This window comes from Natrarchaeobius halalkaliphilus (assembly GCF_003841485.1).
Lineage (GTDB): Archaea > Halobacteriota > Halobacteria > Halobacteriales > Natrialbaceae > Natrarchaeobius > Natrarchaeobius halalkaliphilus.
Map to the genome: position 1 here is coordinate 209,907 of NZ_REFY01000006.1, position 21,426 is coordinate 231,332.

23 protein-coding genes, 1 tRNA gene and 1 pseudogene are annotated in these 21,426 nt (G+C 58.5%); 17 read left to right on the top strand and 8 right to left on the bottom strand.

Going from position 1 to position 21,426, the window contains the following annotated elements:
• The first annotated feature begins 101 nt into the window (after positions 1–101).
• Genes EA462_RS15615 through EA462_RS15665 form a run of 11 tightly spaced genes read left to right on the top strand, consistent with a single transcriptional unit; the run spans position 102 to position 10,496 of the window.
• Positions 102–515, top strand: coding sequence for an NADH-quinone oxidoreductase subunit A (locus EA462_RS15615; RefSeq protein ID WP_124179539.1), 414 nt, complete (start codon positions 102–104; stop codon positions 513–515).
• Positions 512–1,219, top strand: coding sequence for an NADH-quinone oxidoreductase subunit B (locus EA462_RS15620; protein WP_124179505.1), 708 nt, complete (start codon positions 512–514; stop codon positions 1,217–1,219). The genes EA462_RS15615 and EA462_RS15620 overlap by 4 nt, the downstream gene beginning before the upstream one ends.
• Positions 1,216–2,871 carry an NADH-quinone oxidoreductase subunit D gene (locus EA462_RS15625; RefSeq protein WP_124179506.1) on the top strand — a complete coding sequence of 552 codons (1,656 nt, stop codon included), beginning with the start codon at positions 1,216–1,218 and terminating at the stop codon, positions 2,869–2,871. Before EA462_RS15620 ends, EA462_RS15625 begins: the two co-directional genes overlap by 4 nt.
• Complete coding sequence (locus tag EA462_RS15630) at positions 2,868–3,965, top strand: complex I subunit 1/NuoH family protein (protein WP_124179507.1); 1,098 nt, start codon at positions 2,868–2,870, stop codon at positions 3,963–3,965. Before EA462_RS15625 ends, EA462_RS15630 begins: the two co-directional genes overlap by 4 nt.
• Positions 3,962–4,423, top strand: a complete 462-nt coding sequence (locus EA462_RS15635) for a NuoI/complex I 23 kDa subunit family protein (protein WP_124179508.1) — start codon at positions 3,962–3,964, stop codon at positions 4,421–4,423. The genes EA462_RS15630 and EA462_RS15635 overlap by 4 nt, the downstream gene beginning before the upstream one ends.
• A 37-nt stretch (positions 4,424–4,460) precedes the next feature.
• Positions 4,461–4,739 (top strand): NADH-quinone oxidoreductase subunit J, encoded by a 279-nt coding sequence (locus EA462_RS15640; protein WP_124179509.1) that lies wholly within the window; start codon positions 4,461–4,463, stop codon positions 4,737–4,739.
• Positions 4,736–5,110, top strand: coding sequence for a hypothetical protein (locus tag EA462_RS15645; protein WP_124179510.1), 375 nt, complete (start codon positions 4,736–4,738; stop codon positions 5,108–5,110). Before EA462_RS15640 ends, EA462_RS15645 begins: the two co-directional genes overlap by 4 nt.
• Positions 5,107–5,412: an NADH-quinone oxidoreductase subunit NuoK gene (nuoK, locus tag EA462_RS15650; protein ID WP_124179511.1), complete on the top strand. Its 306-nt coding sequence runs from the start codon at positions 5,107–5,109 to the stop codon at positions 5,410–5,412. The genes EA462_RS15645 and nuoK overlap by 4 nt, the downstream gene beginning before the upstream one ends.
• 1 nt (position 5,413) lies before the next feature.
• Positions 5,414–7,450: an NADH-quinone oxidoreductase subunit L gene (nuoL, locus tag EA462_RS15655; RefSeq protein WP_124179512.1), complete on the top strand. Its 2,037-nt coding sequence runs from the start codon at positions 5,414–5,416 to the stop codon at positions 7,448–7,450.
• Complete coding sequence (locus EA462_RS15660; protein ID WP_124179513.1) at positions 7,447–8,973, top strand: complex I subunit 4 family protein; 1,527 nt, start codon at positions 7,447–7,449, stop codon at positions 8,971–8,973. Before nuoL ends, EA462_RS15660 begins: the two co-directional genes overlap by 4 nt.
• Positions 8,973–10,496, top strand: coding sequence for an NADH-quinone oxidoreductase subunit N (locus EA462_RS15665; RefSeq protein WP_124179514.1), 1,524 nt, complete (start codon positions 8,973–8,975; stop codon positions 10,494–10,496). Before EA462_RS15660 ends, EA462_RS15665 begins: the two co-directional genes overlap by 1 nt.
• 153 nt (positions 10,497–10,649) lie before the next feature.
• On the opposite strand, the gene EA462_RS15670 is transcribed toward EA462_RS15665, so the two are convergent.
• Positions 10,650–10,832 (bottom strand): DUF7511 domain-containing protein, encoded by a 183-nt coding sequence (locus EA462_RS15670; protein WP_124179515.1) that lies wholly within the window; start codon positions 10,830–10,832, stop codon positions 10,650–10,652.
• Positions 10,833–11,001: 169 nt separating this feature from the next.
• Between EA462_RS15670 and EA462_RS15675 the strand changes: the two genes are divergently transcribed.
• Positions 11,002–11,076: transfer RNA gene (locus EA462_RS15675), tRNA-Arg, on the top strand.
• A gap of 125 nt (positions 11,077–11,201) precedes the next feature.
• Here the strand turns inward: EA462_RS15675 and EA462_RS15680 are convergent.
• Both EA462_RS15680 and EA462_RS15685 read right to left on the bottom strand, forming a co-directional pair.
• On the bottom strand, positions 11,202–11,696 hold the full coding sequence (locus tag EA462_RS15680) for a zinc ribbon domain-containing protein (protein ID WP_124179516.1): 495 nt from the start codon (positions 11,694–11,696) through the stop codon (positions 11,202–11,204).
• Positions 11,693–11,980 (bottom strand): hypothetical protein, encoded by a 288-nt coding sequence (locus EA462_RS15685; protein WP_243641442.1) that lies wholly within the window; start codon positions 11,978–11,980, stop codon positions 11,693–11,695. The genes EA462_RS15680 and EA462_RS15685 overlap by 4 nt, the downstream gene beginning before the upstream one ends.
• 236 nt (positions 11,981–12,216) lie before the next feature.
• Here EA462_RS15685 and EA462_RS15690 point away from each other — a divergent pair.
• A pseudogene (locus EA462_RS15690) lies at positions 12,217–13,202 on the top strand (hypothetical protein).
• The gene (locus EA462_RS15695) at positions 13,199–13,555 is read left to right on the top strand and encodes a calcium-binding protein (protein ID WP_124179518.1); all 357 of its coding nucleotides are present in this window, start codon (positions 13,199–13,201) and stop codon (positions 13,553–13,555) included. Before EA462_RS15690 ends, EA462_RS15695 begins: the two are co-directional and overlap by 4 nt.
• A gap of 23 nt (positions 13,556–13,578) precedes the next feature.
• Here EA462_RS15695 and EA462_RS15700 read toward each other — a convergent pair whose 3' ends face one another.
• The 4 genes from EA462_RS15700 to EA462_RS15715 all read right to left on the bottom strand — a co-directional run bounded on the left by EA462_RS15700 (position 13,579) and on the right by EA462_RS15715 (position 17,881).
• Entirely contained in the window at positions 13,579–15,393 is a 1,815-nt protein-coding gene (locus EA462_RS15700) for an SWIM zinc finger family protein (RefSeq protein ID WP_165872107.1), read from the bottom strand.
• A 173-nt stretch (positions 15,394–15,566) separates the two neighbouring features.
• Positions 15,567–15,890, bottom strand: a complete 324-nt coding sequence (locus tag EA462_RS17620) for a hypothetical protein (RefSeq protein WP_243641444.1) — start codon at positions 15,888–15,890, stop codon at positions 15,567–15,569.
• A gap of 227 nt (positions 15,891–16,117) precedes the next feature.
• A complete protein-coding gene (locus tag EA462_RS15710) occupies positions 16,118–16,633 on the bottom strand; it encodes a DUF7437 domain-containing protein (RefSeq protein ID WP_124179520.1) in 516 nt (171 codons plus the stop codon).
• A 237-nt stretch (positions 16,634–16,870) separates the two neighbouring features.
• Positions 16,871–17,881, bottom strand: coding sequence for a tyrosine-type recombinase/integrase (locus tag EA462_RS15715; RefSeq protein WP_124179521.1), 1,011 nt, complete (start codon positions 17,879–17,881; stop codon positions 16,871–16,873).
• Positions 17,882–18,160: 279 nt separating this feature from the next.
• On the opposite strand from EA462_RS15715, the gene EA462_RS15720 reads away from it, so the two are divergent.
• The 3 genes from EA462_RS15720 to EA462_RS15730 all read left to right on the top strand — a co-directional run bounded on the left by EA462_RS15720 (position 18,161) and on the right by EA462_RS15730 (position 20,276).
• Entirely contained in the window at positions 18,161–18,961 is an 801-nt protein-coding gene (locus EA462_RS15720; protein WP_124179522.1) for an SWIM zinc finger family protein, read from the top strand.
• 137 nt (positions 18,962–19,098) lie between these two features.
• Positions 19,099–19,779: a nucleotidyltransferase domain-containing protein gene (locus tag EA462_RS15725; RefSeq protein ID WP_124179523.1), complete on the top strand. Its 681-nt coding sequence runs from the start codon at positions 19,099–19,101 to the stop codon at positions 19,777–19,779.
• Between the two features lie 2 nt (positions 19,780–19,781).
• On the top strand, positions 19,782–20,276 hold the full coding sequence (locus EA462_RS15730) for a hypothetical protein (RefSeq protein WP_124179524.1): 495 nt from the start codon (positions 19,782–19,784) through the stop codon (positions 20,274–20,276).
• A 172-nt stretch (positions 20,277–20,448) separates the two neighbouring features.
• Here EA462_RS15730 and EA462_RS15735 read toward each other — a convergent pair whose 3' ends face one another.
• Positions 20,449–21,264 (bottom strand): hypothetical protein, encoded by an 816-nt coding sequence (locus EA462_RS15735; RefSeq protein WP_124179525.1) that lies wholly within the window; start codon positions 21,262–21,264, stop codon positions 20,449–20,451.
• Positions 21,265–21,426: the final 162 nt, after the last annotated feature.

Genomic DNA, 21,426 nt, shown 5'->3' on the forward strand with positions numbered 1-21,426 from the left:
CGGCTAATACGGCGGTGAAACGCGTCTGGGACGGTTTTGAGCAGGAAATCTAACAATCAACCCTTATGTGGGTGGGGTTTCAACTCCCGAACGTTACCGAGATGAACGACTGGATAGCTATTGGGGCACTCGCGTTCGTGGGGTTGTTGATACCGCTCGGTATGATGGCGGTATCGTATCTCCTGCGGCCGAGCGTTCCGGAAACGAGCAAACGTGCCACCTACGAGAGTGGCGAGATTCCGACCGGCGGAACGCGCATCCGATTCAACATCCAGTATTACATGGTTGCGCTTCTGTTCGTCATCTTCGATATCGAGACCGTCCTGTTGTTCCCGTGGGCGGTCGTGTATCTGGATGCCATCGAGTCGGATGCCGTCACGCTGCTCGAGATTCTCGGCCCGATGGTCGCGTTCGTCGTCATCCTGCTCGTCGGACTCGCGTGGGCGTGGCGAAACGGCGCGGTACAGTGGGCAGAGACACCTCGGCAGGTGGAAACCGACGGTAATCGACCATGAGTAGCGACGAACCACGGCAAACGATCCACGATAGCACCGCACCGTCGACGGACACTCGAGACGCCCGGATCGGAGACGGTCTCGACGATCGATTCAACTCGAAGCTTCGAGAGGCCTTCGGCACGTCGCCGTTCATCCTGACGAAGTTCGACGAATTCATGAACTGGGTTCGGGGAAACTCGATGTTCATGCTGCAGTTCGGAATCGCTTGCTGTAGCATCGAGATGATTCACACGTACGCGATCAAACACGATGTCGACCGATACGGAGCCGGGGTTCCCCGTGCATCTCCTCGCCAGGCCGACGTCATGATCGTCCCCGGAACGATCGTCTCGAAGTTCGGCCCGCGAATGAAACGCGTCTACGACCAGATGCCCGAGCCCAAGTTCGTCGTCGGCATGGGCTCGTGTACGATCTCCGGTGGTCCATTCCAGGAGGGGTACAACGTGGTCAAAGGCGCAGAGGAGATCATCCCGATCGATATTCACGTCCCGGGCTGTCCCCCCCGTCCCGAGGCGCTGATCTACGGAATCTTGAAACTGCAAGAACGGATCAAGAACGGCGAGTCCTCGCCGGTCGTCGTCAAACCGTACGAACTCGAGGAGTTCGGAGACCTTCCGGAGGACGAACTGGTACGGAAGCTAGCGAGCGAAATCGACGAAGACGACCTCGTTATGCGCTACAACTGGGCTGATTCACCATGAGCACCGGAGTCGAATCGGAGTCGACGGAAGAACCCACCCGAGACGAGCTCGCAGAACTGATCGGAGACCGTGCGCTCGCACGGGAAGATCACCGCAACGCACCGGGATTCGTCGTGAACCCGAACGAGGTTCGGGACGTCCTCTTCGATCTGCGAGACGACGGCGGCTACGACCACTGTTCGTGCGTCACCGCCCAGCAGTACGAGGACCGCTTCGAGACGATCTACCACCTGAAGAAGTACGCCGATCCGACCGACGAGGTCAGCATCGTCGTTCCGACCCCGCTTTCGAACCCCGTCAACCAGAGCGCCGAACCGGTCTATCGGACGGCCGACTGGCACGAGCGCGAAGCGTACGATCTCGTCGGGATCGGATACGACGGTCATCCGGACCTGCGACGGATTCTCCTTCCCGAGACCTGGCAGGGTCACCCGCTTTCGGCGGACTACGACCAGGAAAAACCCCAGGTCGTGACGTTGACCGAACACGCGAACCCGCTCGAGCCGGACCACGAGGATCCGGAGTCGGATACGATGTTCCTGAACGTGGGGCCACACCATCCGGCGACACACGGTGTTCTCCACGTCAAGACGGTTCTCGATGGGGAGACGGTTGCCGACATCGAACCCGACATCGGCTATCTGCATCGGTGTGAGGAACAGATGTGTCAACAGGGAACCTACCGCCACCAGATCATGCCCTATCCCGACCGCTGGGACTACGTCTCGTCGGGACTCCTCAACGAGTGGGCCTACGCGCGAGCGATCGAGGATCTGGCCGACATCGACGTTCCCGAGTACGCCCAGATCATCCGGACGCTCGGAGCCGAGTTGTGTCGCATCGCCTCGCACATGCTCGCGCTCGGAACGTTCGCACTCGACGTTTACGGCGAGTTCACGGCGACGTTCATGTACACCTTCCGCGACCGCGAGATCGTCCAGGACATTCTGGAGGAGCTCACGGGACAGCGGATGATGTTCAACTACTTCCGCGTCGGCGGAGTCGCCTGGGATCTTCCCGAACCTCGCGAGGAGTTCATCGATCAGACGCGGGACTTCCTCGACGAACTCCCCGCGAAGGTCGCGGAGTACAACGACCTGATCACGACGAACGAAATCTTCCAGACCCGATGTGTCGACACCGGCGTCCTGGAGCCGGACGTCGCGAAGGACTACGGCTGTACCGGCCCCGTCGCCCGCGGCTCGGGCGTCGATTACGACCTCCGGCGGGACGACCCCTACGGCTACTACGAGAACCTGGAGTGGGACGTCATCACGCGCGACGGCTGCGATAACTACGCGCGCGTCCTCTGTCGGATGCAAGAAGTCGAAGAGTCCGCGAAGATCGTCGAACAGTGTCTCGACCTGATCGCGGACTGGCCCGAAGACGACCGCGAGGTTCAGGCGAACGTGCCACGGACGCTGAAGCCGGACGCCGACAGCGAAACCTATCGCGCGGTCGAAGCCGCCAAAGGGGAACTCGGCATCTACATGCGTTCTGACGGAACGGACAAACCCGCTCGCTTCAAGATTCGCAGTCCGTGTTTTTCGAACCTGCAGGCACTGGAGGAGATGTCCGAAGGCGAGTACATCCCCGACTTGATCGCGTCGCTCGGTAGTCTGGATATCGTCCTCGGGGAGGTGGATCGATGAACGCGGCGATCAATCCGCTTCAAAACAGCGACACCGTGTTATTGCCCGAACGAATCGGTGACCTCACCGGTCTGAGCGAGTTCGGTATCGCCGGGGAGCTGATCGCGGCGTTTCTCGGCGCGTTCATCATCGCCAACCTGATGCTCGCGATGACGGGCGTCGCCGGACCGTGGGCAAAACGAAAGATCACCGCCGCTTTCACCGATCGGATCGCAGTCAATCACATCGGACCCGGTGGCATTCTGATTATCGTTGCCGACGCAGTTCGGTTGCTCTCGAAAGAAAACATTATTCCCGAGAACGCCGACCGGCCGGCGTACGACCTCGCGCCGATCGTCATCGCGGGTTCGGCGTTACTCGGCTTTGCCGTGATCCCGATGGGAAGCGGTATCCACCTCGCAGATCCCGAGGTCGGTCTGGCGTTCGTCTTCGCGGTCGCTGGCATCGCCTCGATCGGGCTGGTGATGGCCGGTTACGCGTCGGGGAACAAGTACTCGATGCTCGGCGGTCTGCGTGCGGTCGCCCAGAACATCGCCTACGAGATCCCGCTCGTCGTGACCGGGATGTCGGTCGTGCTCTTTGCGGGCTCGCTGCAGATGGGCGAGATCGTCGCCGTCCAGAACGAAACGGTCCTGTTTACAATACCGGGACTCGAGTGGGCCGTGCCGGCCTGGTTCGCTCTGGTCAACCCGTTCGCGTTCGTGTTGTTCCTGATCGCGAACTTCGCTGAGGTCGGACGGAATCCGTTCGACATGCCGGAAGCGCCCGCAGAACTGATCGCAGGCTACCAGACCGAGTACTCCTCGGTGTATTTCGTGTTGGTCTATCTCGGTGAGTTCCTGCACATCTTCCTTGGCGGTGCAATTATCGCGACGATCTTCCTCGGCGGCCCGGCCGGTCCGGGTCCGTCCGAACTCGGAATCGTCTGGTTCATCCTCAAGATCTGGGGCGTGTTCTTCCTGACTCAGTGGCTCCGGTCGGCGATTCCACGCGTCAGGATCGACCAGCTCATCGAAATCGGCTGGAAAGGGCTGCTCGTTCTCTCCTTTGCGAACCTCGCTCTCACTGCGGCAATCGTTGGGGTGATCGCATGATCGGACTACTCAAATCGATGGCGACGACGATGAAACACGCACTGGATGGCTCGACGTTTACCGTCGAGTATCCGGAAACTGCCCCGGACATCTCACCGCGATTCAGAGGCGTCCACAAGTTCAGCCAGGAACGGTGCATCTGGTGTCGCCAGTGCGAAAACGTCTGTCCGAACGACACGATCCAGATCGTAATGGACGACAAACGCAACGGTGAACAGTACAACCTCCACATCGGACAGTGTATCTACTGTCGGCTCTGCGAGGAAGTCTGTCCCGTCGATGCGATCTTGCTCACCCAAAACTTCGAGTTCACGGCCGACACCAAACACGATCTGGTCTACAACAAAGAACAGCTGAAATCGGTACCGTGGTACAAAGATATCGACCCGCTCGAGTCACGCGAGCCCGACCGGGGCGCGTGGATCGGGGACGGTGAAGGCGAGGTCGATTACCAGTAACGGGTCGCCCGTCCCGGAACGGGCAGTTACGACAACAATGACATACGATCTACTCGCGTTCGGGCTGTTCGCCTTCGTCACGCTCACCAGCGCGCTGGGCGTGGTCCTGCTGAAGGACCCCTGGCACTCCGCGCTGATGCTCGGAGTGGCGCTGCTCAGCGTCGCGGTCCACTACGTGATGCTCGCGGCGGAGTTCGTCGCGATGATGCAGATCCTCGTCTACGTCGGCGGGGTCCTCATCCTCATTACGTTCGCCGTGATGTTGACACAGCGTGAAGAGACGGACGCCGACGCCGACGAGGTGGTACAGACATGACGACCGGCCCGAAGCTTCGACTCGGCGGGGCGCTTGCGCCCGGCATCCTCGCCGTCATCCTCTTCGCCATGATGGGTGCGATCGCCCTGAACACGCAGTTCGGACAGATGAGCGGCTATCCGGAGGGAATCTCGATCACGTCCGAGATCGGCTACGCGATGTTCGATCTCTCACCCTTGCAATCGACCGAGGAAGCGATGGCCAACACCGAGTCCTTCCTCGCCGCGTTCCTGTTGATCGCGGTCGCACTCGACGCCGCACTCGACGCCTCGCTCGTTCTCGCCAAACGCGAAGAGGGAGACGGGCCCGTCGCTCCACTTTCGACGCAGAGCTCCGGAGCGACCGAACGCACCGGGGGTGACCAGCAGTGACGGTCGCGGTCGAGTACTACGTACTCCTCTCGATGGCGCTGTTCTGTATCGGACTCTTCGGGGTTCTGACCCGTCGGAACGCACTGCTGTTTCTGATGTCCGTCGAACTCATGTTGAACGCGGCGAACATCAACCTGATCGCGTTCGCGTTCTACCACGGCAACCTCACTGGGCAGGTGTTCGCGCTGTTTACGATGGCGCTCGCTGCCGCCGAGGTCGCCGTTGGACTCGGAATCATCCTGGTGTTGTACCGTAACTTCCGTGACGTCGACGTCACGGTACCGACGACGATGAGGTGGTAAGATGGAAGGTGTATTCGACTATGCGCCGGCGATCGCAGTGTTCCCGCTCGTGGCGTTCGTCGTCGCTCTCGCGTTCGGCAAACACTTGCCGAAGAAGGGAGCGATTCCGGGCATTCTCGCGACGGGAGGATCGTTGCTCCTGTCTGTCGTGATGCTCGCGGCGGTCGCACGCGGTGAAGTGTATCACGAAACGCTCTATCAGTGGGCGGCTGGAGACGCGATAAGCGAGGTCGGCACCGAGGGAATCACGTTCACCTTCGGCATTCTGATCGACCCGCTCGCCGCGTTGATGCTGGTCATCGTCTCGCTCGTCGCGTTCCTCGTCCACATATTCAGCCTCGGGTATATGAACGCCGAGGGCGAGACCGGCCTCCCGCGGTACTACGCCGGGCTCGGGCTGTTTACGTTCAGCATGCTCGCGTTCGTCTACGCGGACAACCTGCTGATGGCGTTCATGTTCTTCGAGCTGGTGGGACTGTGCTCGTTCTTGCTGATCGGGTTCTGGTTCCGAACGAAAAGCGCCCCATCGGCGGCGAAGAAGGCGTTTCTGGTCACCCGGTTCGGTGACTACTTCTTCCTGATCGGCGTCGTCGCCATCGCGGCGACGTTCGGAACGCTACAGTTCGCCGGCGACGATTCGTTCGTCACGGCCGCCGAGACCGCGATTACCGACGGCACGACGCTGTTCGGATTCGACGCCGATACCTGGGTCACGATCACCGCGTTGCTCGTACTGGGCGGCGTCATCGGCAAGTCCGCACAGTTCCCGCTGCACACCTGGCTCCCCGACGCGATGGAGGGTCCGACCACCGTCTCCGCACTCATTCACGCGGCGACGATGGTCGCAGCGGGGGTCTACCTGGTCGCTCGAATGTTCGGGTACTACGCGCTCAGTCCGACGGCGCTCGGAATCATCGCCTTCGTTGGCGGCTTCACCGCGCTGTTTGCGGCGACGATGGGCGTCGTCAAAGACGACATCAAACAGGTGCTCGCGTACTCGACGATTTCTCAGTACGGCTATATGATGCTCGGACTCGGCGTCGGCGGCTACGTCGCCGGCGTCTTCCACCTCATGAACCACGCCTTCTTCAAGGCGCTGTTGTTCCTGGGTGCCGGAGCCGTCATCGTCCTCATGCACCACGAACAGGACATGTGGAAGATGGGCGGTCTCAAGGACAAAGCGCCCGTCACGTACTATACGTTCCTCGCCGGCGCGCTCGCGCTCGCCGGGATCGTTCCGTTCTCGGGCTTTTGGTCCAAAGACGAAATCCTCTACGACGCGCTAATCGTCGGCCTCGAGGAACCCGTAATCCTCGCGGCGTACGCGATGGGGCTCGTCGCCGTCTTCTTCACCGGTTTTTACACCTTCCGGATGGTCTTTTTGACCTTCCACGGCGAACCGCGCTCGGAGGCCGCTGAAGACCCACACTCCGTGGGCTGGTCGATCAAAGCCCCCCTGATCGTCCTCGGCGTCCTTGCACTTGTGGCCGGCATCGCCAACCTCGCACCGGTCGCCAAGCTCGCCCAGCTCGACATCACGTTCCTCGAGTCCTGGCTCGACGGCGAGTACGGTGCGATCGAGGGGCTGACCTACGGTGCCTACGACGGATTACTCGGGTACGACACGGAGTACATCGGCACCGAGTCGACGACGGTCCTGATCGCCGCCGGCGTCTCGTTGCTGCTTGCGTTCTCCGGGGCTGGCCTCGCCTGGATGCTTTATAACGTTCCCGAGCCAGTCGCGCACAAAGAGCGCCTCGGCCGCCTGGGCGACGCCGCCGAAGCCAACTACTACCAGGACGAGTACCAGGTCTGGCTCGCCAACGGACTCACCGTTCCGCTGGCTCGAGCGGCTGATCGGTTCGACCAGACCGTCATCGACGGCGTCGTCAACGGCGTCTCGACGACCAGTCTGTTCGGAAGCGGCCGCATGAAACGCCTGCAGACGGGTATCGTGACTAACTACGCGGCACTCCTCGTAACCGGGTTCATCGTCTTGTTGCTCGTGTTCGGTATCCTCGGAGGGTGGTTCCTATGATGATCGAAGCCATGATCGCGGTCGCACTGATCGGCGCGCTTGCGACGTTCGTCGCGCCGAACCGTCTCGCCGGAAAACTGGCGTTCGCGATCAGTCTGGTCCCCGTCGCGATCTCGCTGTGGTTGTTCGCCGCCTTCGACGGAAGCGGCAACGCCTTACTCGACGGCGAACTTGCGTTCGAATCCCAGTACGAGTGGATCCAACTCGGTGACTACGCGATCACCTGGTTCGTCGGTCTCGACGGCATCTCGCTACCGCTCGTCGTGCTGACGACGATCCTCGTTTCGCTCGCCATCGTGAGTTCCTGGACGCCGATCGACGACCGCGAGTCCCAGTTCTACGGCCTCGTGTTGTTCATCGAGGCGAACCTGATCGGCGTCTTCGTCTCGCTCGATTTCTTCCTCTGGTTCATCTTCTGGGAGGCAGTGTTGATTCCGATGTATCTCCTGATCGGGATCTGGGGCGGTCCGCGCCGCAAGTACGCCGCGATCAAGTTCTTCGTCTACACGAACGTCGCATCGCTGTTGATGTTCGGTGCGTTCATCGCGCTCGTCTTCGGCCTCGGGGATAGCGTCTCGAGTTTCGCCTTGCCGGAAATCGCGACCGCGATGCGAAACGGCGGCCTCGAGGGACTCTTCGGGATCGACGGGCCGACGCTCGCGTCGATCGTGTTCGTCGCGATGTTCATCGGCTTCGCCGTCAAGGTCCCTATCGTTCCGTTCCACACGTGGCTGCCCGACGCTCACGTCGAAGCGCCGACGCCCGCGTCGGTGTTGCTCGCCGGCGTGTTGTTGAAGATGGGTACCTACGCGCTGTTGCGCTTTAACTTCACGATGTTTCCGGATCAGGCCGAAGCCTACGCGATTCCGATCGCAGCGATCGCCGTGATCAGCGTGATCTACGGCGCGATGCTCGCGCTGGCTCAGACCGACCTGAAACGGATCGTCGCCTACTCGTCCGTCTCCTCGATGGGATACGTCATCCTCGGGTTGATCGCGTTCACGCAGTTCGGTGTCGGCGGCGCGACGTTCCAGATGGTCAGCCACGGCCTCATCTCGGGGCTGATGTTCATGGCCGTCGGCGTCATCTACAACGCGACACACACCCGGATGGTCACCGACATGTCGGGAATGGCCGACCGGATGCCCGTCGCCGTCGGCATCTTCATCGCCGGCGCGTTCGGATACATGGGGCTGCCGTTGATGAGCGGATTCTACGGCGAGTTCGCCATCTTCTTCGGTTCGTTCGGTTCGGACTTCCTCGCGTACGCCCCCGTCTTCACCGTCCTGGCGATGTTCGGAATCGTCATCGTCGCGGGCTACCTGCTGTATGCGATGCAGCAGGCGGTCTTCGGTCCGTACAGCCTCGAAACCGACTACGACGTGGGTCGCGCACCGCTTCACGACGTCGCACCGATGTTCGTGTTGCTCGGGCTGATCATCCTCCTGGGCGTGGCTCCCGAACTGATATTCGATATGATAACCGACGCGGTCGATCCGATCCTCGAGCGAGGTGAACTGTAATGGCGCTGGTCGAACTTCCCGAGTGGGTCGCACTCGCACCGATATTGCTCCTCGCGGGAACCGCACTCGCACTGTTCGTCTTCGACAGCATCAACCCGCGCTCGACGAACCGAACCTTCCTCGCCGGGACCGCAGCGATCGGCTCGCTCGCGTCGCTCGCCGTCGCCGTCTGGTTCACCGCCGCCGGCGTCGGTGCGACGGGAATGGACGGCTTCGGCGTCATCGAACTCTTCGACGGTCAGATCGTCGTCGACCAGATGGCGCTGTTCTTCATGGTCGTCATCGCAGTCGTCACCGCGCTGGTGGCCGTCGCGAGCTACGACTACATGGAGGGCCACGCCTACCAGGCCGAGTACTACTCACTCGTCTTGCTCGCCGCGACCGGGATGGCCACGATGGCCGCCGCAAACAGCCTCGTCACCATCTTCATCGCCCTCGAATTGGCGAGTCTGCCCTCCTACGCGCTGGTCGCGATCCTCAAAGACAATCGCGGCAGCGTCGAGGCCGGACTGAAGTACTTCCTGATCGGCGCGCTTTCGTCGGCTATCTTCGTCTACGGCGTCTCGCTGGTTTACGGTGCGACCGGTTTCATGCAACTCGACGCCATCGCCGCCGAACTCGAGGCCCTTGCCGCCGGTGAGGGTGGCGAGTACGGCGGCCTGCTCGGTCTCGGCATTCTGATGTTGATCGGCGGCTTCGCGTTCAAGACCGCGAGCGTTCCGTTCCACTTCTGGGCACCCGAAGCCTACGAGGGCGCACCCGCACCGATCAGTGCGTTCCTCTCTTCGGCGTCGAAGGCCGCCGGCTTCGTGATCGCGTTCCGCGTCTTCACGACGGCGTTCCCGCTCGAGGTGACCACCGACCTCATCGGAATCGACTGGACGCTGGCGTTCATCATCCTGGCGATCGTTACCATGACGGTCGGAAACTTCGCGGCCGCGACACAAAACAACGTCAAGCGAATGCTCGCGTACTCCTCGATCGGCCACGCCGGCTACGCACTGATCGGCCTCGCCGGACTCGGTGCCGGAAGCGAGACCGTAATGGGTGCGGCGATGATGCACCTGCTGGTCTATGGCTTCATGAACACCGGCGCGTTCCTGTTCGTCGCACTGGCGGAATACTGGAACGTCGGACGAACGTTCGAGGACTACAACGGACTGGCACGACAGGCACCGATCGCCTGCGTCGCGCTCACGATATTCATGTTCAGTCTCGCGGGTATTCCACCGTTCGGTGGATTCTGGAGCAAGTACTTCCTGTTCTACGGCGCGATCGAGGCCGGCCTGCTCGTCGTGGCGGCCGCCCTCGTCATCAACAGCGCACTGTCGCTTTACTACTACTCACGACTGGTCAAGGCCGTCTGGTTCGACGATCCGCTCGTCGAACGCGACTCGCTGAGTCAGCCGACCGGACTGTACGCCGCGATCATCTTCGCGGCCGTGATGACTGTCGTGCTGCTTCCCGGCTTCGGCCCGGTCGTCGACGCCGCACTCGAGGCCGCAGCGGTCGTCGTCGCCTGATACCGCCCGCCAGCACTCGTTCTAGACAGGGAGTCCGTCCCCGACCGTGGACCTCCGCTGTTCGACGTAATCGCTTCAAAAGACGAGTTCGTTGCGGATACCAGCCCGCTCGCGAGAATCGAGCCTTCCAGGGAACCTCGCCTTACTCGAGCCTTATCGCCACTCCTCGAGATCGCGAAGCCCGCTGCTGTCGATAGAGAGCCACTCGCTCACCCGCTGGTCGCCGCGTGCGTCGACGGGGACGACGGTCCAGACCTCTTCGTCGTCGGTGAGCAACTCGAGCTGTGCATCTCCGAACTGACCGTTTTCTGGCACGGGGGCCTCATTAACCGTCATACTACATCGAAGGATCGGGGCCGGACAGCAAAGAGCCTTGGCCGTCATTGTCAGCCGCTGGGAACCGCCCACAAGGTCGGTGAATCGACCGTCGTGTCGCGTGTCGACTGGTGTCTACGTGGCCAAAAATCGAGTAACTTATACGGAGTCGACGGAAACGATGAGATGCGGGCGCTTAGCTCAGTCTGGACAGAGTGCTTGGCTTCGGACCAAGTTGCCGCGGGTTCAAATCCTGCAGCGCCCATCGCAGATTTTGAAAACAAAACCGCAAGACTGCGAAGCCCCAGGGCTCGAAATATAGCCTTGAGAACGCAGTGTTGTTGCTTTCGTTCAGTAGAATAATCTGGCGTACTGAGACGGCCACCCCGCCTACGGAAGATCGTAACCACAGTTCGGACAGAAGTTCTCATCGCCGTCCAATAAGTGTAGACATTCGATACAGATACGGTTACTCGGCGACGTGGAGATGTCTTCGAGAAAGTCCATTGCTGTCTGTGCTTCGGCTCCTGGTCCGTACCCGTCCGCATATCCTGGAAGGGTTGAGGCCCACTGGACGGTTCCCTCCTCATCAACGACGGCGACGTTCCCAGCGATGTCGAGTTTCCCGTAGTGTTTGAATGCCTCCGACGGCGTCTGTTCGATGACCGCGTTCAGGGCACGATTGCGTTTGAGATCGCGCTCGTAGACCTCTTCAGCTGAGAGACGCCGTACTTCACCGGGGAAGTCAGTAATCGGATCGTGCTGTTCGTCGATCCGATCGATCTCCACAGTAATGTCGTGGTCGTCATGGAGCTGCGCTAGCAGACGTATCGCGTGGTTGTGCATCTCTCGTATCTCCGCGTCTGCGTAGTAGCGCACTTTCATGGTCCTGAATCGGCGTCCTCTGCAGTGGCAATACGGTCGGCGAGACTCTCTGCGAACCAGTCGTTCGCAATCTCAGTGGCATGATCGATCATTTCTTGATGATCCATGTCGGTGTTGTCGAACGACTCGTTGGCCCGCCATCGTTCCTCGGACGAGTCGAACACGAGTACGTGAGTCGCCTCTTCCATATTCAATAGGAATACTTCGATCGTGCCCGGTGTCGAGCCGGGAAAACCCATTGCACCGTGGATTTTCGGGTGGTCGCTTTCGCCGATCTGCTTCACGATATCATCCGTGATCGGCTGATCTGGAAGCGACGAGAGAAACGAAGGCGGTGTTTCGGAATCCGAATCATCGGCCATACCGAGAGTTCGTGGAGGTGTCCCTTGAATCCACGTCAGTCGACACAGTTGCAGTTCAGAGGAATGTTTCACAACCAGGACAAACGCAAGAGCATGGGATATCGATGGAGCCGATCTGTTCCCCACGGTTTAGTAGCCTGCTTTCCAAGCGTTAACATATGGCTCCGTTCAGCGTCTCGTGGCATACGCTTCTCGAGGAACTCGATGATCTCCCGGAAGGAGCCACGTTAATTACGCCGCTATCCCACGACCGATTTCGCGTTACTGACGTCCAGGAACAGCGGGTCATCATCAAGTTCCTTGACCATGAGATTGACGAGACACGACCGCTTCAACGTGATCAGTTCGAATCACCGAAGAGGCGGGAGACTTCGAACTCGATAGACTTCCGCCAGACGCCGATCCGTTCCCGGCAGTTCTGAGCCTCCATCCGCGATTCGAGATCGACGAAGACCGAGGTGTGATCGAGGAGAAAGAGGAACCGACGACCAGCCAGCTCCTCGACACTGCGGAGACATCCAAGACCGACGAACAAGAGCGGACCGAACCCGACCTCGAGGTGTATGCGGACGCACTATTGCTGGTTGACGCACTCGAACGACACGAAGTCAACGTGTTGGAGGAGATAGAGACGGATGCCCTGGTGAACCTCTACACCTTACTGTCCGATGTCCAGCGGAATGCAAACGACCTCCGTCAAGACGTTGCCGACGTGCTGCTGAATCGACTCCATCACGACCGACCGGTGAGCGGGCCGTTCGGATCCGTACAGCGGACCACGAGGCGTAATCGGACACTGAAAGGTGACGAAGAAGTCCTGGAAACGCTCGAAAAAGCCGGGATCGACCGTGAGCGCGTACTGGGTGTTGATCGCGAGAAGGTCGACGACGCACTCGAGGTGACCGAACTCTCCGAGAGCGACGTGTACGAGACCGAAAAGCGCGAGTACATCCGCAAGGCCGAGGTCGACGAAGAACGAAAGGAGAGTCGCCTTCAGGGCCTCAAAGACCAACTCGCAGCCACGGACGGAGAAGAGGCCGAGGAACTCCGACAGGAGATCGAGGATCTGGAAGCTCGTATCGATGAGTTGACTGAGTTCAAGTCCGGGCAGGCCTACCACACCCAGGCAGGGGGTGGGCCATGACACGCTCAGACCGAGATGAAGAACGCGAAGAGCGAATCAAGACGAGGATTACCGTCGATACATATAGCCCCGAAGAGGCGGCGATGGGCTGGTATGCGTATCTGGGTGATTTCCTTGACTTCCCCTTCGAAGCTCGCTGTGTCGAACAGCGAGAAGAATCTCCGCTAAAGGAAGGCGAAACGGTGCGCGTGGTGGGAATGTCATCGACAGAACCAACTCTCAGTCAGATGTTCGTGACGGTCGAGTGGATGAATCGAGAACTCGGCGTCCCACTGGGGCAATTGGAACCCATAGAGCCTAGTGCCGATACCGAGCAGGCCATTGAAGACTGGTACTACTGGCTCGAACGATAAGCGTGGGGACAGAAGCCCCTATCTCAGCCATCCGAACTCACCTCGCCATCGACCGGAGAGCGAAACTCGTCCAGTAGATCGTCCAGCATGGGTCGTAGCTTGTACTTCCGGTAGTGTTCCTCACGCATCGCCTCGACGTACTCGCGCCACTCGTCGAGTTCGTCGCCTTCTTGGGCCGCTTCGCCCGCGTATCTGAGCCAGCGGACAGCCGTCTCGTAGCTGTCGTGTTTCCCCTGCTCGACGATCGGCTCGACGTTCGATTTGCACGTACGGATCACCCACTGGGAACGATGTGCCGTGACCGCCTCAACGACAGTCTCGACGACGCCGAATCTGTCGGAGCGATCAGCAACGTCGATGGCTTCGTCGTACAGGTCTTCCTCGAGGAAGACTTCGGCTGCGTGTTCCGACGTTGGATGCTGCTCGCGGAGTGACGTCAGGAGTTTACTTCGAACGGATTCCCACTCGTCGCCTGCGAGTTCTTCCACAGCGCCATACGCCCTCGGCGATGGGCTCTCTTCGAAAGCAACGATCGCAGCTCGGAGCGCAAGATCCTCTTCGCCCAGACTCGCAGCCCGATCCCGGAGCCACTCTGCCAGCTTGTCTTTCCGGAAGCCCTCGACAGCCAGTCCGTGTTCGGCAACGTCCAGTGCAGCCATCGGGTTGTCAGTGTCACGAAGTGTCTTTGCAATCTCGAGCAGCGACTGCGGTGTCGAGAGGATCTCAATCGCGCAGTTGGAAGCCGCCTGTATCTCGCCCTCTCGTGCCAGCATCTCGGTATATGGCTGGATCTTGCCTGCTGCCCTGGCCAGGTTGAGATACTCGTCAGTACGTCCCTGCCGTTCGAGAACGGAGAGACGTACCGTGGCGAGACCAACGACGTACTCCGGTTCGTCAACGTCGAGTTCCCCTTCAGTGAGAGCGCCATCGAGAGCCTGCTGGAGTCGGTCGTCGTCCCACCCTTCCCGTGCTGCGTCGGCGGCGACAGCAAGCGTCGGTCTACCGGTAAAGTGTTGTATCTTCTCGTCCCACTCGGTGAGGCGCTGTGCCCACTGTTCACGCTCGTTCTCGCTCAATTCGACAAGCAGCATCGCTTCTGCGAAGGTCTCGGCCAGCGTCGCCAGGGTCTCGTAGAGGTCGGTGACGTCGTGCGGGAGCAGTCCGGGCCAGCGGTTGGTCGCGAGCACCTCCGTGACCGCCTCGAGAATCTCTACTGCTGTCTCTCCATCACTAGCGTCCAGTGCCTGCTGTGCCTGCTCGATCAACTCATCCAGTTCCGACGCCATCCGATTTGCCTCTGCATAGGCGTCGCTGTGCCCTCGTTGTCCAGGCTTTGGCAATGCGTGGTCCGCCCGTTTGCGGATGGACTCGATATTCACCGACACGGTGGTGTCGGAAGCAGTCGCATCTGCAGGCATGAGACGGGGTTCGATCCACTCGGCAATTTCCGGGCGGTTTTCCGCGAGCTCGATGAGCAACTCCTCGAGGCGTTCACGACCTGTTCCTTCGACTAATTCCGAGACGGGTGGCCTGTCGTCGACACGCTCGGGATCGCGGAGACACGTCAGCAGGACCGCCACACGGTGTTTGCAGATTCCTCCGTGGTCGTATGGACAAGAGCACTCCGTGCGCGCAACGCCAGCATCGTCGAACTCGATCGTGACCGTGTAGGGTTGGTACTGGCTTCCCTCGACGTCGGCACGGACCGTCTTCCCACGGCGAACCACCTCACCGACTGCGCCGCGCTCGTAGTAGGACTGGCCGCGATCGGCGGAGCTAGACCTGGCGAGGTCTCTGATCGTTGCTTCTGTGATGGGTGGCCATCGCTCGTCACTCATGCTCATGATGCGTGAATCGTATCCGCTCGTGGAAATGTGTCTCGTCAATCGTACTCATCAACGGAACGATAGCGAGACATCGTCACCGATTCCGCCTGGAATACTGTGGTGGTGCCGCTCTCTGTTTCTCAACGACGACTGGATCGTCATCAATACCAACAGTATCGAAGAACTCAATCAAATTCGGAAACGAAATCTTCGGCGAGTTCGCCAGCGAGTTCCCCACCGGTAAGCCAGGTGATTTGCTCATTATCGAACCCGTATTGGGGAAGTAGCGATTCTGCCGCTTCACCAAGCGGGATATCGTTTGTTACGATCGTGATCCGATCAGCGGTGTCGTTGAGAAGTATTTCGAGCGCCAGACCCACAATTTCCGTATCCGCTTTTTCGACGGTGTCCTCTGTTCGATCGCTGGCACTCGCGATGAAACTCCGCGCTTGATCCATCACGTTCGATACCTCCGACATCGAATAGGATGGACTTTCGGTGACCTTCATCCACCCCTCCTGAAGTGCTTCGTCGACGGCTGCATCATCGGCGGTATACTCCTCGAGAGCTGGGTCTCCGGTCACTTCGGCATACACCTGTGGCGAGATACGGAAGACGGTATCGCGCCGACGGGCTTCGCGGGCCAGCGCTTGGAAGCGTGTGCTCTCCCACCGTCCACAACTAATGAGGACCGACGAATCGATGAAAACGACGTCTTTGTCGCTTTCCATACCGATCAGTCCTCAACGACGGGCCGTAGTGCGTCCAAAATGACGCCTGCCTCCAAGGGTGAGATCTCTTGCTCGCGAGCCATAATCTGGTGCGTCACCGATCCGTCGACGTATTCGTGCGCGTATTCGATCGCAACGGCGAGCCCGTCCAATCCGTGGCGATCGACGTACGTATCGATGTCGTCGTCCCGCGTTCGACGGGCGATCGCCTCGACCAACTCCGCCGTGATTCGCCGTTTGGTATCGTCTTCTACCAGTTGGAGATCGATCTCCTGAGCGGTATACTCCGCTGGCCGACCCTCGTTTGCCTGGTCGATGAAGCCTGAAGCTTCGAGATCGTCGACGTATTCGTAGACTGTCCGCTGTGGGAGCTCAAGCGTCTCGACGATTGCTTGGATCGTGGTCTCCGGATGATGGCGGATATAGGTATAGATCCATGCTTTGCGGGCGTTTCTAAGCAGTGCAAACACCTCGCCACCAGTATCGAGCGGAGTTTCCCAGTTCGCTTCTCTCGTTGCCATCTCTAGTAGCGAATTGCACGCGAAACGCAAAAGCCTTGCTGAGACAGAACCGAACGAGATGTCCGTTTGTACGGACAAATCTGGTGATGGTACTCGATAGACTGAAAGAGGCCACTGGAACAGCGCGTCTTGCGTACCAAGCGAGACTTCCATCGCTATCTCACGACTGTATCTGCGAGCAATTCCAGAAAGATATGGAAGTGCTCAATTACTGATCGATACGACCAGAGTGTCGTGTTATAGCCGATCTAGATAATCCCTCCGCTGTTCCATCTTTTCTTTCTCTGTACGTTGGTCGTAGTGCATCTCAAGCACCTGTTCGGAGACGTTTGCTCGATCGCCGACTGCCTTCATCGGCCAGTCTTGCTGGAGCGAGTGCGTGATCCCACCGCGACGAAGTGCGTGTGGACTCTCGCTCGATGGACACTCCGAAGCGCGTTCGTATTCAGTCGCTGGACAGTCATCGATGTTACGTCCATGTGGACAGTCTTCACCCCGAATACATGGCCACGTATACCGATAACAATCTCCTCGAAGCGTCGTCGTATGAGCACGTCCCTGTGACGTCGTAATAAGCGGCTCACGATCGTACTCGTCCACAGACGCTGGTCGTCGCTGCTCAATCCAGTCGATCAAAAGCTGACAAACCTTGTCTGACAGCGCGATAAACCGTTCGCCGTCTGTGCTGTTCTTGATAGGCGTATCGGTCTCAGGTCGATGGACGACCTGCAAGGACTTCTCTTCGGAATCGAAATCGTCCACGTCAAGCGAGTGGATTGCCCCGACTCGTATCATCGTATGCCACATCAGTGCGATCACAACGTGGTGTCGAGACGCGTATTCGTAGCGACGGAGGTAAGCGAGTAGTTCTTCGGCGCGCTCCTCCTCGAGCATCTCGTCACGCACGTTATCATCACCGGTCAGGTTCGGTGATCGAATTTTCACGTGGAGGTCTTCCGGTGCTCCATCGATCGATTCCACCCACCTGATGAAGACCCGTAGCGTGTCCATCTGGGTCTTTTCGGTTGCAGGTGAGAGATCACCTTCATCCCGCCGCCACAGCCGGTATCGGTGCAGCTTTCGACCAGTCAGATTATTCAGGTTCGTGATCTCCTCGTTGTTACACCACCGGATGAAATGCCCAAGTCGGGATCGATGTGAGCGAATCGTCGCTTCGGTGACGTTGTTCTCCCTGTCAGCTAGGTACAATTCAAGCGCGGTTTCCGGTTCGATCGGTTCGAGACTCATAGCTCTGTGAGTGCGAACTCGAGGCCAGAACCGCCGATCACAGATCGCCGATTTACGCCGTTTCAGGGCCAGTAAGGGACTTCGTTCACCGCGTGAACAAGCGCCTGCAGCCCCCATCGCAACCAAATCGCCAGACTGCGGTACGAAAGCGAAAATTTCTGAGAGGATGATCGTTCGATTTCTGAACGAAAGCGAGCATGGCTCACACTCGGCACGGGAATTCTCTGGACAGTCGGTGGTCCAGAAACGGTTCCCCCCTAGCCCGCGTAGTCGAGACAAATGAACGTCGACGATGAGACGATCCAGGACCGGTGTACAGATGTCGTATTCGAACGCGGCCAGAACTATCGTCAGGAAGGCCGAATCCAGCAGATCGGGCGATTCGGCGACCTCGTCACCGCGGACGTTCAGGGCTCGAACCTGTACGACGTGACTGTCGAACTGAACGGGAACGGCATCGATACACGGTGCACATGTCCGTACGACGGGGCGGGCGATTGCAAACATGTTGTCGCAGTGTTGCTCGATATCGTTGCGGACCCGCCTGCTGACGAGAGCGCCCAAATCGAAGCGATACTCGACGACGTGTCCGCTGAGGACCTCCGCGTGTTCGTCCGGGATGTACTCGCCACACACCAAGACCTGCGCGACCAGTTTCTCGTGCAGTTTGGCGACGATCACAAGTCGGTCGAGAAGTACCGCGAAGAAATCGACCGACTGTTCGAACAGGATGCCGATCCGACTGTATTTACCGCGATCGACTTCTCGCGGTTTTTCGAGATTGCCAAACAGTACCGCGACCGCAACAGGTACCTCGCTGCAGCAACGGTGTATCGGGCAGTCTTCGAGGCGGTCGACGAGAACTTCACCAGAATCGACGGCGCCTACGACCACTACGCACAGACACTCCAGCGGGCACTCGATGACTACGTCGACTCCGTTCTCGCAACCGACCCGAGCCCCAAGGAGTTCGATCGATACGCAGGCGTGCTGGAATCGCAGGCATCGACGGATCCACCAATCAACAACGAGCAGTTCCGGCGGGCGCTCGACAACCTCGAGGACCGATACGACCCATAGAACGGTTCAAACTGACGTGGGTAAGAGGTGACATAGATTAGTGCAGTCAACCCCCTACCATTACATAATTATCATTGGAAATACCGGTGACCACCCTATCCAGAACTATTTTCACACTATGCAAATAATTGCAGGATATGCAAAGCGCAAACGTCCTGTTTGACTTTCCATTTCCGGAGGAGCGAGTCTTTCGATACCAGGCAATGCAGGACATCCTGCACCACCTGGTGAACAATCCATTCGAGGAGTTTACACAACAGGAACTCGCATCGATCACAGGCGCGGACGTCTCGTCCATTTCACGGTCTCTGGACCTGCTCGATGAACTCGGGGCCATCACCGTCAGCGAGGACCGGCCTGCTCAAATCACAATCGACGAGGATCATCTGCAGCGGCCAGATCCCGTCTTCATGATACCGCAGTCCGAATTCCGCAAGCCAGTCCAGGCCTATCTCGACGAACTCGAGACACGGCTTCAGGAGAGCGATGAACTCGACGAACTCGTTGGAGTCGTTCTCTTTGGGAGCGTCGCTCGCGGAACAGCAGACCGCCGCAGTGACATCGACCTCCTCATCATCGTCGACGGTGATCTTACCTACGGACGGCGTATTTGCACGTCTCTCGCGCGTGACATCGAGGCGGAATCGTTCGACGGCCACCGATACGAGTTCGAGGTACTTGTCGAAACGCCGGACACCGCTGTCTCCCACGGGGGAGAACTGAAAGAGATCTTTGATGAAGGGCTAGTACTTGACCGTTCTAACCGACTCCAGGAGCTACGCCAGAACATCTACGCCTCGTCAGGAGGGGGTGCATAGGGATGCCAATTAACCACGACGACATCGAGCCGGAGCTGTCGAACGCACAGGAAGCGTTCCGTCACGGTGGGCAAACTCCCGAGGAGGGGCTGGACGTCTCGAGTGCCGACCTCGTCCAACTCCGGAAGGCGTGTCGACTGCTCTCCGGAGCAGAACGATTGCTCGAGGACGGATATTATACGCTCACGATCGAGGCTGCCTTCACATCGATCGAACGGACGCTGCTGTTCTGGTTGATTACGGAGGGACATCACGATCCATCCCAGCCGCCGCAATCACACACGACCGCGATCAATCGAAGCGCCGAAGTCGGATTCCTCACTGGCGAGGTTGCGACGGAACTCGAAGATCTCTGGAACGAAAACCGTGCACACACGTACTACCAGGATGGGATGGCCACAGATGATCGTGCAGATGCGATGGTCGCGCTCGCCGGCGAGATCCATTCACAGATCGTCAATCTTGTCGGACAATCTCACGAATGTATCTGTGAGTAGTGCCAGCGAAAATACGGCATGAGGTAGATATAATCCAGTGTGTCATAACAATCTCTACACACTCAATAACGTGCGTATTGACCAACACTGGCTATGACGAATATAATAGACAATATATCTGCTATGGAAGGCTTAGAGGATGAATGTACCATGCTTGAGAATCAAACGGGTCCTATACGGTGGCTGGATCTGGTAATTCAAGCTGGCAGACTGACTCATCGTCAAACGTCTGTAGACTGGAAAATTTTGTCCACAAGCTGACCTCAATAGGGTGATATCCAGTACTTCCCAAGTGGATCATCAAACGATTCTCCGAGTTATCTTCCTTCAACTCCCCTATATCAAGTCTCTCATTGACGATCCCGTACTTCGAACCGTGTACCTCTTGGACAACAGGAACATTGTTACGAACCACGAAACCACGGTCTTGGAAAATATCAGGAGCAAACCAGTAGATCGGGACCTGATCACCGTGAGGAAGATACTCATCCATTCCGTACTCGTCTATCAGGATATCTCTGTAGTTTTGATGATCAGGCAACAGAAGCCGGTTATCACTGGATAACGGAACTCCATGAATGCTTTCCGTGAACAAATCTCGGGCGAATTCACTACTACTGATAGCCTCTTCAAGAGATGCCTCGTTATCCAAATCTTGGATTACCGCTGTCTCTTCACAGTCTATAATCTGGTCAATCTGATTCCTAATAGCTATAACCCCGGTCTCGGAGTTCAACGTGTCCACTCCTATCGTCGTCTCTTTCCTACACTCACTGAAAGTGATCCTTTCCGAACCTCGAAGGTGAAATGAAACGCCGTTACCGATGATTGACTGTTCCTCGTAGTAGCTCACCGAATCATCCACAAACTCCTGAACCCGGTCCTTGTCTAAATCCATTACCTGAAGGAAAACAGGGGACAAAAGTAAAACTTCGTCCCTGCCCTTCGTTAATTGGCTTTCGAAAAGTTCTGCATTCGCGCGTTCCATCTTGCACGCAGAGCTTAGAAAGATCGTATATAGATATACGCTCTTGCGAAGTAGATTGTTGATGGCGAGAGCAGCGGCTCAAAGTCGAAGAGGGCAAGGGCACCGCGCGAGCGGTGCCCGATATGTTCCCTGTGAACCGATTCGTGTCGGAATCGGCTGCCG

Bases quoted from the DNA above. Each gene is read 5' to 3' on its own strand.
- EA462_RS15615 (WP_124179539.1), top strand. From the start codon at position 102: ATGAACGACTGGATAGCTATTGGGGCACTCGCGTTCGTGGGGTTGTTG.
- EA462_RS15620 (WP_124179505.1), top strand. From the start codon at position 512: ATGAGTAGCGACGAACCACGGCAAACGATCCACGATAGCACCGCACCG.
- EA462_RS15625 (WP_124179506.1), top strand. From the start codon at position 1,216: ATGAGCACCGGAGTCGAATCGGAGTCGACGGAAGAACCCACCCGAGAC.
- EA462_RS15630 (WP_124179507.1), top strand. From the start codon at position 2,868: ATGAACGCGGCGATCAATCCGCTTCAAAACAGCGACACCGTGTTATTG.
- EA462_RS15635 (WP_124179508.1), top strand. From the start codon at position 3,962: ATGATCGGACTACTCAAATCGATGGCGACGACGATGAAACACGCACTG.
- EA462_RS15640 (WP_124179509.1), top strand. From the start codon at position 4,461: ATGACATACGATCTACTCGCGTTCGGGCTGTTCGCCTTCGTCACGCTC.
- EA462_RS15645 (WP_124179510.1), top strand. From the start codon at position 4,736: ATGACGACCGGCCCGAAGCTTCGACTCGGCGGGGCGCTTGCGCCCGGC.
- nuoL (WP_124179512.1), top strand. From the start codon at position 5,414: ATGGAAGGTGTATTCGACTATGCGCCGGCGATCGCAGTGTTCCCGCTC.
- EA462_RS15660 (WP_124179513.1), top strand. From the start codon at position 7,447: ATGATGATCGAAGCCATGATCGCGGTCGCACTGATCGGCGCGCTTGCG.
- EA462_RS15665 (WP_124179514.1), top strand. From the start codon at position 8,973: ATGGCGCTGGTCGAACTTCCCGAGTGGGTCGCACTCGCACCGATATTG.
- EA462_RS15670 (WP_124179515.1), bottom strand. From the start codon at position 10,832: ATGACGGTTAATGAGGCCCCCGTGCCAGAAAACGGTCAGTTCGGAGAT.
- EA462_RS15680 (WP_124179516.1), bottom strand. From the start codon at position 11,696: ATGAAAGTGCGCTACTACGCAGACGCGGAGATACGAGAGATGCACAAC.
- EA462_RS15695 (WP_124179518.1), top strand. From the start codon at position 13,199: ATGACACGCTCAGACCGAGATGAAGAACGCGAAGAGCGAATCAAGACG.
- EA462_RS15700 (WP_165872107.1), bottom strand. From the start codon at position 15,393: ATGAGTGACGAGCGATGGCCACCCATCACAGAAGCAACGATCAGAGAC.
- EA462_RS17620 (WP_243641444.1), bottom strand. From the start codon at position 15,890: ATGAAGGTCACCGAAAGTCCATCCTATTCGATGTCGGAGGTATCGAAC.
- EA462_RS15710 (WP_124179520.1), bottom strand. From the start codon at position 16,633: ATGGCAACGAGAGAAGCGAACTGGGAAACTCCGCTCGATACTGGTGGC.
- EA462_RS15715 (WP_124179521.1), bottom strand. From the start codon at position 17,881: ATGAGTCTCGAACCGATCGAACCGGAAACCGCGCTTGAATTGTACCTA.
- EA462_RS15720 (WP_124179522.1), top strand. From the start codon at position 18,161: ATGAACGTCGACGATGAGACGATCCAGGACCGGTGTACAGATGTCGTA.
- EA462_RS15725 (WP_124179523.1), top strand. From the start codon at position 19,099: ATGCAAAGCGCAAACGTCCTGTTTGACTTTCCATTTCCGGAGGAGCGA.
- EA462_RS15730 (WP_124179524.1), top strand. From the start codon at position 19,782: ATGCCAATTAACCACGACGACATCGAGCCGGAGCTGTCGAACGCACAG.
- EA462_RS15735 (WP_124179525.1), bottom strand. From the start codon at position 21,264: ATGGAACGCGCGAATGCAGAACTTTTCGAAAGCCAATTAACGAAGGGC.